The sequence below is a fragment of the Bradyrhizobium sp. MI1.4 genome (assembly GCF_055811315.1).
Map to the genome: position 1 here is coordinate 14,282 of NZ_JBVVPP010000002.1, position 14,655 is coordinate 28,936.

Sequence of the window (14,655 nt, forward strand, 5' to 3'; positions counted from 1 at the left end):
CTCTCGGGGATGTTAACACACCGCAGACCACAAGGATGACCGGCGGAGAACCTGTGATCCCCGCCGCAGCGCCGCTGTTTCTGCGGACGATGAGGCGGGGAGCTCGCCTTAGCGTATGATGTCGAAGCTGTAGTCTGTCTTGCCAACCGAGCTGGTCTTTCGATCGATCTCATCAAAGATCTTGTCGAGAATCTTGACCAGCACATTCATGCTCCCCTGATAGCCCCACACTGGATAACGATGGTGATGATGGCGATCGAAGATGGGAAAGCCGATGCGGATTAGCGGCGTTCCGGTGTCACGCTCGAGATACTTGCCGTAGGTGTTACCGATCAGGAAATCGACCGGCTCTGTGAACAGGAGCGATCGCATGTGCCAGAGATCCTTGCCTGGGAAGGCGCGGCAGTTTTTACCGAAGGGCGAGCTCGCGAACAGCGCCTGCATCTTCAGCTCCCACGCCTTACTCGCGTTCGTCGACAGCACGTGGGTCGGCTCAGCGCCGAGCTCCAGCAGGAATGCGGCCAAACCATAGCAGAGGTCTGGATCGCCGTAGATCGCGAACTTCTTGCCGTGAACATGCGCGCTGGAATCAGCCATTGCGTCTACCAGACGCCCGCGCTCCTGCTCCAGCGCATTTGGAATTGCCTTGTTGGTGATACGCGACAGTGTCATCAGGAAATCGTCCGTGGCGCTGATGCCCAGCGGGTGATTGAAAGCGACGACCTCCTGATCGTGCCCTTTGATGAAGGACAACGTCTTCTCCGTGCAATATTGCTGCATGGAAATGGTTGCCTTGGCGTGGACGGCGTTCGCGGCATCCTTTAATGTAGTGCCCCCATCATACATGCGGAACTCGCCGTCCGTGGGGGTATCGAACACGTCACTGTTATCCGCGAGGATGGTGTAGCCGATGCCCATCAGCTCGAAGATACGCTTTATCTCACGGACATTCCCGACAGTGTAGCCGTCGAAGCCACCGATGAAGTTGATCGTGTTGTTCGCTTTGCGCTCGAGTTTTGGGGCCGTGCCGGCTTTGCCATCCCAGAAATGCTCGAGGATGCCCTTGAGCGTGTTGTCGTAGCCAGTAACGTGGCTGCCGACGAACGCAGGAGTGTGAGCGAATGGTACGTCGTAGTCCGCTGGGACTGAACCTTTTTCCTTTGATGTTTTGATGAAGGCATTGAGATCGTCGCCGATGACTTCCGCCATGCAGGTCGTGGCGACCGCGATCATCTTCGGCTTGTACATGTTATAGCTGTTGGCAAGCCCATCGGTAAGATTGTTAAGCCCGCCGAACACGGCCGCGTCTTCCGTCATGGACGAGGAGACGCACGAGGTCGGCTCCTTGAAGTGCCGTGACAGATGGCTGCGATAATACGCGACGCAGCCCTGTGAGCCGTGGACGAACGGCAGTGTGCGCTCGAACCCGAGGGCGGCGAACACCGCACCCAGCGGCTGGCAAGCCTTCGCCGGATTAACGGTTAGCGCCTCGCGGGCGAAGTTCTTCTCGCGGTACTCGGATGTCTTGGACCATTCTTTGATGCGATCGACGTCGGCGGGATCATGCGGATTCTCAAATAGCGCCTTCTTCTTGGCCAGCATCTGCTGGTATTCGTCTCCCCGGAAAAGCTCAGAGTGGTCGAGTATGTGTTCGGCGTTCTGTGTCATCATGGCACTCTTTGGGTTCTTGCGTTCGTTCTCCTGCCCTTCCCCTCCTCTGCGGAAAGAAACGGCCCGGGGTCGGCCTTCCTATTCCGCTGCCATGAGGCTCGGCTGCGGAGCGTCCTTCCAAGGCGCGGTGGTCTTCCCCCAGATCGGGGAGTTAATCGCCATGTCCATGTCGCGGGCGAAGATCGCGAAGCCGTCATAGCCGTGGTAAGGACCCGAGTAGTCCCAGGAATGCATTTGGCGGAACGGCACGCCCATTTTTTGGAAGACGTATTTTTCCTTGATACCGGAGCCGACCAGGTCTGGCCGGATCTTTTCGACGAAGCGCTCGAATTCGTAGCCGGTGACATCGTCGTAGATCAGCGTGCCATCTTTGACGTAGTGCTGGGCGGTGCGTTGGTAGTCATCGTTATGCCCGAACTCATAGCCCGTGCCGACAACATCCATGCCGAGGTCCTCATAGGCGCCGATGACGTGGCGAGGACGTAAGCCGCCGACGAACAGCATTACCGTCTTTCCTTCAAGCCGCGGCCGGTATTTCGCGGTCACAGCATCGACAAGCGGTTGATATTTCGCGATGACGCGTTCGGCGCCTTGCTTGATCTTGTCATCGAAGAAGCTTGCAATTTTTCGCAGCGACTCCGCGATTTTGGAAGGACCGAAGAAGTTGTACTCGCACCAGGGAATCCCGAATTTTTCCTCCATGTGCCGTGAGATGTAGTTCATCGAGCGATAGCAATGCAGTATGTTGAGCTTTGCCTTCGGCGTCGCCTCCAATTCAGCGAGAGATCCATCCCCGGACCACTGGGCGATTACGCGTAGGCCCATTTCTTCCAGCAGGATTCGTGACGACCATGCGTCGCCGCCGATGTTGTAGTCGCCGATGATCGCAACATCATATGGCGTCGGTTCAAATTTAGGGCTGGTCTCTGGGGCGCTCTTGTCAAAGATCCAATCCCGAACGGCGTCGTTCGCGATGTGATGGCCGAGCGATTGCGACACGCCACGGAAGCCCTCGCACCGCACAGGCACAATGGTTTTGCCGCCATATTCCTTCGACTTTTCTCGGGAGACCGCCTCGATATCGTCACCGATCAAGCCAATCGGACATTCGGACTGAATGGTGATGCCCCTGTTGAGAGGAAATAGCTCCTGGAGCTCATCGATGAGTTTCGTGACCTTTTTATCGCCGCCGAACACGATGTCCTTCTCCTGAAAATCGGAGGTGAACTGCAGTGTCACGAACGTGTCGATGCCGGTCGTCCCGACGTAGTAGTTGCGCCGCGAGCCCCACGAGTACTGACCGCAGCCGACCGGACCGTGGCTGATGTGGATCATGTCCTTGATGGGTCCCCAGACCACGCCCTTGGAGCCCGCATAGGCGCAGCCGCGGATGGTCATCACGCCGGGAATGGACTTGATATTCGACTTGACGCCACAATCCGACTTCCCCGCCTCGTGAACACTGAGATGCTTGGCGCGCCTTTTGGCGGTCTTCTCGGGGTAGACCGTCAACACCTCATCGATTAGCTGCTTGTTGCGCGCCTTGATCTCTGCAACGCTTTGGGTAGGTGCTCGGCTCATACAGGTTTCCTTTTCGATTGTGGTCTCAACAAGAAGCGACGCTTTTGCGGTCGACCGACGGATTTCCGATCCGGCGTTCAGGTAAGCGTGCAATCTGCGTGGGCGGTCCTACCGATCGCAACTTCGCGACGTTCATGCCGCAGCGGTCGTTCACGATCATGTAGCTCATCTCGGCTGAGCGGTTAGGAGCGTCATGTGTGACGCTGTCTATCGATGACCAAGACGCTTCTCGGTGAAGTCATGCCTGCTCTCCAGCGGTTGGTCATATCGGCTTCTTTATTCACTCGCGTGCGATCACGGGGCATGTCCCTGTGCATGGGATGCAAAGGACTAACAGCCGCCTCCTGCGCAGGGGTCTGCAACGAGTGTGCCAGCGCCGGTTGAATAAAAAAAGCAACGTTTATAGAGCTAGATAGCTGCCGGATGCGGATTGTTATAAACCTGACCCTGTCTGCCACCAACAAGCGTAGCCGCAACGCCCTGTCTGAAACAAAACAATCGGATACGCTCTGCACCAGCGGCGTGGCTGGAGTCTGGCCGCGCCGACGTCACTCCAATGCGCAGCCTTGCTTCGTACGCGCCGATCCAACGATCGCAAACACCATCCGTTCGAAGCGGATTTCAGCGCGGTTAGATGTGCCCATCGTGCTCGCGATCCCACCCCCAGCAAGAATCGCATCGAGCGCTCCACCACCTGCTGCAGATGTCTCCACAAGAACTCAGTTGCCCAGCAGCAGTCCTCTCCCATTTCCGCATGGTCTCTCGCTCCGACGTTCTTTTATTTGATACTGCGGAGAGGCGCGCTCGGAGGGGCGAACAGCTGACGCCGTGGAGAGCACGTAAGCTGATCAATTCCCAAGCAGCGCGGTAGCTTAAACTCCGCAAGCGGTCACCCTGGGCTTGCCCGGATTTGAACTTGCCGGCTACGACACAGGGCGCTTCCGCATCAAACAATCTGCAGCTTTTGCGTTCGGCGTAGTTCGACAAAGGGGAACATCGGATTCTGACGCGTCAGACAGTTTGAGCGAATTCACGGAAAGGCCGGCAGCTTCGCAAGTGTCGGCAGTCGAGATAAGGCAGGTCGAATGCGGACCACTGGTCGATTTATCCTTTCTCGTTCCAGGACAGGATCGAAATTCCTTACGCTTACCTCCGTTGCGTGGTGTATCAATCGCCATTGAAACCAGTTTTGCTAACGCGCTCCGCCAGCCTTTTTGCAGAACAGCGCGCCGATGGTCCACTTGAACGGTATTTTTCTTGCCCAGGTAATTTATGGTAAAAAGGGCCAAGACCTCGGACCGAAGTGCTCAGGTGCGGATTTCACGCATTGCAACGTTCGTAAATTGGTGCATCACCACTGTTCCGGCGGTAACAGCGCTTGGGTTCATGGGACTTGCGCTCAAGGACATACCCATCACGGCGCTGTCGAATGCAAATCCTGAGATTATCCAGGTTGCCATTCTGAGCGTTTATATTTCGTGCTGGGCTTACGGGACCAGCATCGACACGAAAATCCAGGGTGGAATCTATGCGGACGACCCACAGGGAGGACGTGTCCGGACCGGATCAATTGCTGCTGTCGCCTTTCTCGCGGTTGTTTCAGTCATTTTGCGTCCTGAATGAGATGGAGGAGAAGTTCACGTTAGAACCGGCCATCGGGCGTGAGGGATCCCGAAAGCCCAGGGGTCGGCGCCGGCGTTCTTCAAGATGATCAGCTTCGGCTTCCGTGACGGACCCTGTTCGTCGATGCCGCGCTTCGCGAGGAATATGAACGGCTCCACTTCGAAAATCGACGCCGCCACAGATCGGTTACTTGCCGCATTGAAGCTCGAGGGAGGGACGAAGAAAGTATCGCCCAATCGCTCATCTTGAACATCACCGAGCACCGGCAGTTCGGGATCGGACTCATCGCTGCCATCGTCGCGCTTTCCGCTTTGATCCGCATGTCCGTTGGACTGGTTGGAATGATTCCACTTGGTACCTTCTGCCAACCATCATCGCCTTCTAGGTTCGGCATCACTACGCCTGGGGCCATCCTGAACCTCGTCTTTGGCTTGACCGCGCTCAGCTAAATTGATTCTCCGTGTCAGTGCCGATTGTCCTCGAAATCCGCATTGGACGCCATGTCACGGGATTCGGTACTTGGGCTGGCGAAGACTCCAGCCGGGATCCCGCTCTAACGATGTCTGCCCTCTGGATGGAAGATGCCCGTCATGCAAGCGGAGATCATCTCCTCCGAATCGATCGCTCTGCCTCGCGCGCCTTTCGCTTCTGTAGGGACGAGTTGGCTGCTGCACTAAGCCGCCGCGTCGGTTCACGACCTAGCGTTAGACCCGTTAATCTTCCCTTTTGAGCTTCTCGCGCTCCTGCTGAAGCGCTTCGGTCTCTCGGGCGACCTCGCGTCCTTCGCCCAGTTGTTCCTGGAAACGCTGGCGGGCCTCGGCGAGAACAGCGGGGGCGAAGGATTCAGTCAACCGAATCTCGATTGCAGATTGGGCACTGCAGGGTGAGTTCATGGGCCCTTTTGCCGCCGTCGGGTTAGGTGTCATGAACCCTCCATTTCGGCAGCTCTTAGGCCCGAATAAACGTGATCCGGCCCCCTTCGCCACGCTTCCGATGTGGCTTTATCTTTATTTCGACGTCCTGATCGAACGCCGCCAGCATGCGCAGCAGCTTCTCCACGGAAACCAACTTGAACTGCCCTTGAAGCAGCTTGGAGATGTTGGGCTGCTTCACGCCGACGAGCTTCGCGGCTTCGGTCTGAGTGATCTCCCGCTCCGCCATCAACCGCTTCAGTGTACAATGAGGGCTGCCTTGAGTTGGTACTCGTCCGCGTTCGGGAGGCGGTTGGCGGGCAACTTCTTCCTCGTGCTCATGATCGGGCTGCGTTTGTTCCGTGTTGATAGCTTCCGCGTCGCGCAGGCGCTGCCATGCGAGGCCAGATCGTCCCATATGCGGATCGGCGGCCAAAAGAGCTGCTGATCGGACCGCGTGAAGGTCAATTTGAACGCTCTACGCGCTCGAGTGCCTTCGGAGTCTTGGCTTAACCTGTTGCGGGTGTGCTCGTCTTGGGGGACGGCATATATCGGCCGGGGACCACATATGTGTGTGCTTAAGAGTATGGACAGTATTCGTGTGCACGCGCCTGCGGAATTCAGCGTAAGACACGCGTCACTTCCATAGAAGAGATTCTGGCCAGTCTGTGAACTCCAACTCGAAGCTACGTAGGCCGGTGGGTTTTGTCGTGAATTTAAGAGTCTTCCCTGAAAGGTCGGCCAATGAACCAGATGCGAATGTGAAAACTGTCGTGCCGGAAGTTGCGACCCCAATGCCTTGCTCGCCTTCCATGCTAGAGAAGTCGGTCGCCTCGGAGAGTTGCCCAAGTGCAACTCCCTCCAGCGCGTGGTGAAATTCCATGGAGGCCAAGTATGTCCCTTTGTCAGCAGCCCACTCGCTGACCGACACTGCTGTGATCCCCGCGTCGGTCAAGAGACCACCTTCGATCCGGCAGCCATATTGAACGGTGAGAATAATCCGCTCATTCCGAACTCCGGCCGGCTCTCGATCGGCGGCAGTGATCGTGCACGCGTACCGCCTTGTTTCCGCAACCGCCCCCATGCCTAGCCCGATCCACTCGAGAGCGGAACATAGTACAAAAGCGAGAGCGGGTCTTATCATTCGACTGCACCTGATCTGAAAAATCGTTCCCTGCTCTGTACAATCTGACGCTACGGGCGATTCAAGCTCCTTCGATCGCTCTGCCGGATCAACGTTACTCAGGTGACTGCGGTGTCGCAGAAGCGAGGCGAGCGGTATCCCCCGGCAGTGCCCTTGGATGGGGCCGGAACGATTTCAATGTCGGTGCGCAGCGGGCAGCACGTCGGTGAACCAAGGCTATGGGCCGAGCTTTTCAGGTCGGCGGCGGCCATGAGAGGCGCGACGGCCCGCGGCGCCGGGGCGCTACATTCCTGACCCAGGCGCAGGCGCTCTGTGAGCGGACGCTATTTAACGCGGAATGCTCCCGCGGCACAGGTCCCAAAATTTTGCTTCACAATCTCAATGTAAAAGGAAACGTGGCCGAGACGAGCCGTTCAAAGGCAGACTGCCGCTCAAGCAGACGCTCTTCGAGCATCTTACGCTGGAGATCATCTAGCTCGCTTTGAAGCCTTCTGCGACAACGCCAAATGTCATTCCGTACGGATCTGATCTCATTCAAGCGATCGTCAATCGAAGCCATCACGGATACCGTATCCAACTTGAACCAGCCATGGACAAGTGCTCAATCACGTCCTTCCTCGCTAAGCCGCCGATAGATCTCAGGACTTGGGCCATCTGCGGACATGATGTCACGACCTCCTCCCAGCGTGTCCTCTTGTATCGGCGTCTTTCAACGCAAGAGCACGAAGTAGCGGTTGCTCCTGCAGAAGTTCAGCTTATTCTGCCCTCACCGCGCAGGATTTCAAAAGCTAGCAGCAGCCCGTGAGTGGGCCGACTAGGTAATCCAACCAACACCCGCCGGATCACGGGGTCACACTCTGGGCAGCCGCGCCTTTCAGACTTGAGCACGGCAATTGCCATGCCAGCGAACCTCAGGTGGAATTGAAACAAGCCATGTTCGGTTCGGAGGCTCGTCCTTTACGAACGAGCCGGGCTTCGCGGCGGCGGCGCGCCAGAGCGGCCCGGATATGAGTCGGAGAGGCTTCAGTCGGCAGGGCTCGGCGAAATCGTGAACGATGCGCACCGCCGGGCGCCTCGGCTCAGTGTCTCGGCCAGCTGCGTAGGTCTTGTTACCGCCGTTCCCGCGTGCGGCCGGCAAGCTGGCAAGCGAACTTCACCACAAGCATCTGCGATCACCTCTAGCCGGGCCTGGCGCCTTGTAGCATCTGTGACACTGAATGTAGTGATCAAACCAAGACATCCGCCTTTGTTTGTTCCTCCGGACCCGTTCTACAACTAAATCAGCAACTTGCATCTCGGACGCAACTGGCATCGCAGTTGCTAATTGTCCAACCACACCGTGAGCGCTGAGCGCGGCCAGCGGTGCAAGACGGATACATCAACTTTGCGGGAGCGTATTGGCCACCCAATCGCTCGATGGAGCACCGATGCGGCCACCGGACAGCTTACTGCTTGCGGCACACTTGTTGTTGTCAGATCGACCTTCACGCCGAACGTTGAGGCGCTAGTCTGATCGACCAACAGAAAGGCCGCGATCTAAGCTCAAAGCGAACTCGCGAATCACATAAGCCCCTCAAGCCCGTGCGTGAACGCCGGCGGCGAGCTCCTCAGAGTCGTACATTTTTGATGCAGCCTCGCTTCAGAGGATCCGCTGCATGCTGCGCCGGACCCTCGAGGAGCGCGTGGCATCGCTTTCGACTGTTTCCTTTTCTAACAATCAGAACTAATGAGGCGGTGTATGAACATGTCGATCCCGGAGCTTCGGGTTGTCGCTGAAGCATCTATTTTAGCTATTGGGCTGCTGATGTCGTCAGGAGCTAACGCCGACGATGATCTGATGAGAAACGCCAAGCAGATCTTCCATCCAATCCCCTCGGTCATTCCTGCGGTAAAAAACAATCCGGTGACGCATGGAAAGGTGGAGCTTGGCAAGATGCTGTTCTTCGATCCGCGGCTATCGGCGAGCGGGGTCATTAGCTGCAATACGTGCCACAATCTCGGCACCGGCGGAGTCGATGCCGGTCCGACCTCCGTTGGTCACGGCTGGAAGGTCGGCCTGCGCCGGGCCCCAACTGTCTACAACGCAGTGTTCAATGCGGCGCAATTTTGGGACGGACGCGCCGCGGACCTCAAGGCGCAGGCCACCGGCCCGGTGCAGGCGAGTGCCGAAATGAATGCGACTCCAGATCATGTGCTCGGTATCTTGAACTCAATGCCCGGCTATGTCTTCTTGTTCAAGAACGCTTTTCCGAACGAAGCGAGGCCGGTCACCTTTGAAAATTTTGCGAAGGCGATCGAGGCTTTTGAAGCGACTCTCATTACACCTGCGGCTCCATTCGATCAGTATCTGGAGGGCAATACACATGCCCTCGATGATCAGCAGAAGTCAGGGTTGGCACTGTTTATGGCGAAGGGATGTTCCTCTTGCCACAATGGTATCAATCTCGGTGGACAGGCCTACTTCCCGTTCGGCGTGATGAAAAAGCCGGACGCAAGCGTGCTTCCGGACGCCGATAAGGGCCGGTTTGCGGTCACCAGGGCGGTCGGCGACGAATATGTCTTCCGCGCGGCGCCATTGCGAAACGTCGCGTTGCGAGCCCCTTACTTTCATTCGGGACAGGTTTGGAGCCTGAAGCAAGCTGTTGCCCTGATGAGTGAAATCCAGCTCGGCACCAAGCTTAGCGATAGAGAGGAAAACGACATTATCTCATTTCTGAATTCGCTGACCGGTCGGCTGCCTAAGATCGAATATCCGATACTGCCGACGCGCACCAACACGACACCAAAGCCTTCAATAGACAGATAGCCTTAGCAGCACCGGCCTCATGCCCTGCCGAACAGCAACAGATGCGCTCCAAGAACCCGGGGTCCCGCAATGACGCCAAAATGAATGATCCCCTGCTGTCACTGATAAGCAGGCACATAAAAAGCCGCCCGGCCGCAATGCGAGGCCGGGCGAAAGTCACGCGGGAGCGACGCTGCTTTCCGCATCGTTCCAGCTTTCGTCGGTAGGGAGGACTACCGGCGATCGACTTACGACGAGGGCACTCGCCGTCAAACAACAAGAAGCGGATATCGCTCTGCACAAGTTAGCGAGCCGCTTGCCTTCCGCTCCTGTCGTAAACTTCAGGACTTGCTCACCACTTGCCAGCTGTCCGGTTGGCACGGGCAGCGCCTTGACGGAGCTGGGATCCATCGCGCAGGCGGTTTGACTGCCGAGCCCTGAAACTCAACCGTCAGTTTGCCGTCACGCGCCAGTATTTTGGCACCGCCGAATACCAGCAAATCTTCCCGAAGACCGCGCGAAGGCGCAAATTAGGTATGAAATTCCGCAAGGGCGGTAAAATAGATTGTTGTGATGGGACGCATCCATGGGATGGATAAATGAAGCGATAGGATCGTGGTTCGCGTCGAGCGCAAGTGACTGGGAATATGTCACCTAATCGGTATGGCCGGCATGCGGTCGTCCGCCGGATTCGAGCTTGTCGCCGCTGTATGCGATCGCCTCCGCCGGGGCAAACCGGCATTCGTAGGCGCTGGAAACTTTGGAAGCTCGCAAGGTTATCGCGAGCTCCCAAAGCGCGTTCATCTTATTCACAGATAGGTTGGCGACACGCTCCGTACGATCATGCCTCGGCCCGCAACTCGCGTGCGGCGGCCACCATATTGACGAGCGCGGGACGCACCTCCTCCCATCTTCGAGTTTTCAGTCCGCAGTCGGGATTGATCCAGAGCTGCCGATCGGAAACCCGCTGCCGCGCCAACACAATCAGCTGCTTGATCTCGGCTGCTGCGGGAATGCGCGGTGAATGAATGTCATAGACGCCCGGCCCGATTTCATTAGGATATTTGTAGCTCTTGAAAGCGTCGAGCAATTCCATTTTGGAGCGCGACGCCTCGATTGAAATGACGTCGGCATCCATTGCTGCGATCGCATCGATGATTTCGTTGAACTCGGAATAGCACATGTGCGTATGGATCTGAGTTCCGTCAGCGACAGCGGAGGAGCAAACACGGAAACTGTCCACTGCCCAATCTAGATAGTCCTTCCACTGCGATTTGCGCAGTGGCAATCCCTCCCGCAACGCAGCCTCGTCGATCTGGATCATGGTCGCTCCAGCCGCCTCAAGGTCGATGACCTCGTCTCGGATCGCGAGAGCGATCTGTCGGCATGTCTCGCTCCGCGGGATGTCGTCACGGACAAACGACCAGTTCAGGATCGTCACCGGTCCGGTCAGCATAGCCTTGACGGGTTTTTTGGTCAGAGACTGCGCATGTCGCCACCATTTAACGGTCATGGGCTTCGGGCGGGAGACATCTCCAAACAGGATAGGAGGACGAACGCACCGCGAGCCATAAGACTGAACCCAGCCGTGCTTGGTGAATGCGAAACCCAACAGCTGCTCGCCAAAGTATTGAACCATGTCATTGCGCTCGAACTCACCGTGTACGAGCACGTCCAGGCCGATATCTTCCTGCCAATGCACGGTATGGGCTGTCTCCGCTTTCAGAAGCTGCTCGTACTGCGTGTCATTCAGCGCTCCCCGCGCATGAGCTGCACGCGCATTGCGGACGTCCGCCGTTTGCGGAAAGGATCCGATGGTTGTGGTTGGAAACATCGGCAATGCGAAGGCGACGCGCTGGACGTCGGCGCGCTGGGTGAACGCACTGCGACGGCGACGCATGCTATCGTCGATCGCGGCCATTCGTCCGGCGACGTTCGCACTGTGGATCTTCGGCGATGTTTCGCGGGTGACGGATGCATCCTCTGAGAGCGTGAGTTCATCGGTCACGTCGGCAGCATGGCCAGCCAGCGCTTTGCCCAATATCGAAAGTTCCTTGATCTTCTGCACTGAGAACGCCAACCACGTCTTCAGATTGGGATCGAGATCGATCTCTAGTTCAATGTCGGTCGGAACATGAAGCAGCGAGCAGGAGGGGGCAATCTGAACACGGTCCCTGCCCAGTTTTTTGACCATAGGAGCAAGTTGGTCGAGTAGCGCCGGCAGATTAGAGCGCCACACGTTGCGACCATCAACGACACCGAGCGAGACCACGAGATCTCTACCTGCTCTGGCGACAATCGCGTCCAACTGGTCAGGTGCACGAACCAGGTCGACATGAACCCCGGCAACGGGCAAGGCCAAGACTGTTTCAAGATTGTCGCCGACACCCCCGAAGTATGTGGCCACCATGATTTTAAGGGCCGGCACGGCCTTAGCGAAATGAGCATAGGCCCGGCGGACAGCGGCCCGAGATGCTTCGTCGACGTCCATCACTAGGCATGGCTCGTCGAGCTGAACCCATTCAGCGCCGCGCGAGGCTAGTTCGCGGAGAACATCGACATAGACGGGGAGGAGTCGATCAAGCAGCGACAGCGGATTGAATGCGGGATTTACGCTTTTGCCGAGCTTCAGGAAAGTGACTGGGCCCACTAGGACGGGCCGCGTCTGATAACCGAGGCTTCTTGCCTCCTCATATTCCTCGATCGGCTTCCGAGAGGCATACTTAAAGATCTGATCCTGGTGAAATTCCGGCACCATGTAGTGGTAGTTCGTATCGAACCACTTCGTCATCTCCTGTGCGGCTACGCCGGGCCCATGCTGAGCGTGACCACCGTCTTGAGCGCCACGCGCCATGGTGAAGTAGGTTTTAAGCGACACAGGACCTTCGTTCCAGCCGTAAACGTCGGGAATGGCGCCAACCATTAGGCTGGTATCGAGCACATGGTCGTAGAGCGAGAAGTCATTCGAAGGAATGACGGTCGCACCGCGGGATTTCTGCCGTGCCCAATTAGCGGCACGAAGTCCACTCCCCGCCTCGAGGAGCTCGGCTTCGCTGGATTTTCCCGCCCAGTAGCTCTCGAGTGCGAATTTGAGTTCGCGTCGTGGGCCGATGCGTGACGTCCCCAGTGTGGCAACGGGAAGCGAAAGGATTGACATAGCTTAGACCCCATGTTGGGGCAAAGGCCATGGCGGACGCAGACAGCGAACATCGCGTGAGCGACAACTGCTTGGCGCACACCGGGACGCCCCGCCCGTGGACGATATCTTGTCGAGGCAGGTCTCCTGGCTCACGGGTCGTCGCTGCTGTCCGGCCTTCCCGAAGCCGCATGGCTTCAGTGACTTCGTTGGACAGCGGCTCGCCGCTTACAGTTGCGGGGGCAGCGCCGGCATTGCACCGGCTTCCCTCTTAGCTCCGGATCAAACGAAATCCGGAGACCGCGACGGCTTGAAATTATGCGCACGAGGATCGATGCGTCAACCTACCGATTCTCGCTGCGACATTGCCCAAGCGATTACGAGCGCACTAGGCGGGTACGACGGTCTTGCTCGCGGCCTGGTGAACACGCCCTGATCCGTGGAGGCTCCGCTTGTGAAATGCATTCGCTCCCTGCTCGCGTAACGGTTGAGCTCCACCACCGGAACGAACCCGGGCCGCTTTCGGTATCTGTGTGATCGCGAGGAGGCGACCTTCCGTCAGCAGCTTTTCGAACCTGCGCGTCAGGAAGGTGCGATCATCCTCGGCCGGCATCCGTTTGGTCACAGCCCACGAGGCTCCCTAAAAATTTCGAAAGCCGGATTGCTCCAGGACCGCACGGATGATCAGGTCGGCTCCTTGGTGTTCGGCGGGCCCGCGACCAGGCACGAGGTCGACCGCTCCGTGAGGTTGGCCAAGATGATCTTCTCGGTGCACTAGGTGTTCACGTGCTGAGCGACTTTTGCGTCGGCTTCGATGCGTCGGTGGCCGCTCGACGCCGGTCTGCCTCGCCTCGACTCGCGGCGAGCGACGATAGGCCTTAACGCGGCCACTGAGCATCGAGGGCCTTGTCCTTGTTCGTGACAAATTCGACGGTGTCCTCCGACAGAGCCCTTTGAGGGGTTCCTCGGAGTCGCTCAGCGCCTTAAGCTCATAACGATGTTAATCGACCTCGATGCGCCCCATGCGGTCGTGGTCTCCTCAAGGTCCCACATCTACAACTTCGTTCGCGAAATCGAGCGATGAGGCCTTTTGGTCGCGGGCTGCCTATCCTGTCTTGGACGGGACACAGGTGTCAGGGACCGGACAGACCACCGCGCATTGCGGCGTGTCGCAATGGCCCTCGCACTCCGTACATTTTTTGGCATCGATAACGTAAATGTCGCGCTTCAGACTGATCGCCGCGTTGGGACACTCGAACTCACATGCGCCACAAACGGTGCATTGCGAAGCGACGATCTTGTAAGCCATGCCTTCCGACTCCTTAGGCGAGCGATGCCATGGGCGATCCCTTTCAAATGCCGTGCCAAACGCAGACGCGCTCAATGTTGGGCAATTTGCCCAATTCGGCTGTCCCGGGTCTGAGACCGTGTTGCATCTGCGACAGCAACAGGTCGCTTCAATTTCAGGCTACGAGCCCTCGGGCCCTCTTGCGAGAGTCAGTCGCGACTTGACGCTGGAAGCGTCCGTCGGTTTGTTTGGCACGTCAGCGCGGGGGCAAGCGAGGCTGACGCTTCCTCAACCGGCGACGGCAAAAACCGCCAACGGACGCAGGTCTACGTTGGATCTCGGCAAACCTCCGGTCACACACCCCGACTGGAGGTTTGTGCAAGCCTCGCTCATGGCTGCAACGCTAGCTGCGCGGAGGACTCGCTGGAGGCTTGCCAAAACGGGCTTGTGGTATAACAAGCTTCGGAGGGAAATGAAGTGGCGGCGGGACGAGCGACACTGGCCTTGCAGACCGAA

The 14,655-nt window shown here is 57.7% G+C and carries 10 protein-coding genes and 1 riboswitch; of the genes, 2 read left to right on the top strand and 8 right to left on the bottom strand.

What is annotated here, in order from left to right; genetic code table 11:
• Positions 1-108: 108 nt before the first annotated feature.
• Positions 109-1,668 carry a nitrogenase molybdenum-iron protein subunit beta gene (nifK, locus tag AC0L23_RS02460; protein WP_219682981.1) on the bottom strand — a complete coding sequence of 520 codons (1,560 nt, stop codon included), beginning with the start codon at positions 1,666-1,668 and terminating at the stop codon, positions 109-111.
• A gap of 81 nt (positions 1,669-1,749) precedes the next feature.
• On the bottom strand, positions 1,750-3,252 hold the full coding sequence (gene nifD, locus AC0L23_RS02465) for a nitrogenase molybdenum-iron protein alpha chain (protein WP_007600010.1): 1,503 nt from the start codon (positions 3,250-3,252) through the stop codon (positions 1,750-1,752).
• Between the two features lie 1,311 nt (positions 3,253-4,563).
• Between nifD and AC0L23_RS02470 the strand changes: the two genes are divergently transcribed.
• Positions 4,564-4,875 (top strand): hypothetical protein, encoded by a 312-nt coding sequence (locus AC0L23_RS02470; RefSeq protein ID WP_219682845.1) that lies wholly within the window; start codon positions 4,564-4,566, stop codon positions 4,873-4,875.
• A 14-nt stretch (positions 4,876-4,889) separates the two neighbouring features.
• On the opposite strand, the gene AC0L23_RS02475 is transcribed toward AC0L23_RS02470, so the two are convergent.
• The 4 genes from AC0L23_RS02475 to AC0L23_RS02490 form a co-directional block, all read right to left on the bottom strand.
• Entirely contained in the window at positions 4,890-5,243 is a 354-nt protein-coding gene (locus AC0L23_RS02475; protein WP_219682846.1) for a hypothetical protein, read from the bottom strand.
• Between the two features lie 345 nt (positions 5,244-5,588).
• Positions 5,589-5,726, bottom strand: coding sequence for a hypothetical protein (locus AC0L23_RS02480; RefSeq protein WP_219682847.1), 138 nt, complete (start codon positions 5,724-5,726; stop codon positions 5,589-5,591).
• A gap of 97 nt (positions 5,727-5,823) precedes the next feature.
• Positions 5,824-6,222 (bottom strand): helix-turn-helix domain-containing protein, encoded by a 399-nt coding sequence (locus tag AC0L23_RS02485; protein ID WP_246648982.1) that lies wholly within the window; start codon positions 6,220-6,222, stop codon positions 5,824-5,826.
• Positions 6,223-6,423: 201 nt separating this feature from the next.
• A complete protein-coding gene (locus AC0L23_RS02490) occupies positions 6,424-6,870 on the bottom strand; it encodes a hypothetical protein (protein WP_157158625.1) in 447 nt (148 codons plus the stop codon).
• 1,798 nt (positions 6,871-8,668) lie between these two features.
• Here AC0L23_RS02490 and AC0L23_RS02495 point away from each other — a divergent pair.
• On the top strand, positions 8,669-9,736 hold the full coding sequence (locus AC0L23_RS02495) for a cytochrome-c peroxidase (protein ID WP_473356766.1): 1,068 nt from the start codon (positions 8,669-8,671) through the stop codon (positions 9,734-9,736).
• Positions 9,737-10,556: 820 nt separating this feature from the next.
• On the opposite strand, the gene metE is transcribed toward AC0L23_RS02495, so the two are convergent.
• Together metE and AC0L23_RS02505 are read right to left on the bottom strand one after the other, a co-directional pair.
• On the bottom strand, positions 10,557-12,872 hold the full coding sequence (gene metE / locus AC0L23_RS02500; protein WP_259217598.1) for a 5-methyltetrahydropteroyltriglutamate--homocysteine S-methyltransferase: 2,316 nt from the start codon (positions 12,870-12,872) through the stop codon (positions 10,557-10,559).
• 99 nt (positions 12,873-12,971) lie between these two features.
• Positions 12,972-13,171: riboswitch (cobalamin riboswitch) on the bottom strand.
• Between the two features lie 785 nt (positions 13,172-13,956).
• Positions 13,957-14,160 (bottom strand): 4Fe-4S binding protein, encoded by a 204-nt coding sequence (locus AC0L23_RS02505; protein WP_007600001.1) that lies wholly within the window; start codon positions 14,158-14,160, stop codon positions 13,957-13,959.
• Positions 14,161-14,655: the final 495 nt, after the last annotated feature.

Bases quoted from the DNA above. Each gene is read 5' to 3' on its own strand.
- nifK (WP_219682981.1), bottom strand. From the start codon at position 1,668: ATGACACAGAACGCCGAACACATACTCGACCACTCTGAGCTTTTCCGG.
- nifD (WP_007600010.1), bottom strand. From the start codon at position 3,252: ATGAGCCGAGCACCTACCCAAAGCGTTGCAGAGATCAAGGCGCGCAAC.
- AC0L23_RS02490 (WP_157158625.1), bottom strand. From the start codon at position 6,870: ATGGGGGCGGTTGCGGAAACAAGGCGGTACGCGTGCACGATCACTGCC.
- AC0L23_RS02495 (WP_473356766.1), top strand. From the start codon at position 8,669: ATGAACATGTCGATCCCGGAGCTTCGGGTTGTCGCTGAAGCATCTATT.
- metE (WP_259217598.1), bottom strand. From the start codon at position 12,872: ATGTCAATCCTTTCGCTTCCCGTTGCCACACTGGGGACGTCACGCATC.
- AC0L23_RS02505 (WP_007600001.1), bottom strand. From the start codon at position 14,160: ATGGCTTACAAGATCGTCGCTTCGCAATGCACCGTTTGTGGCGCATGT.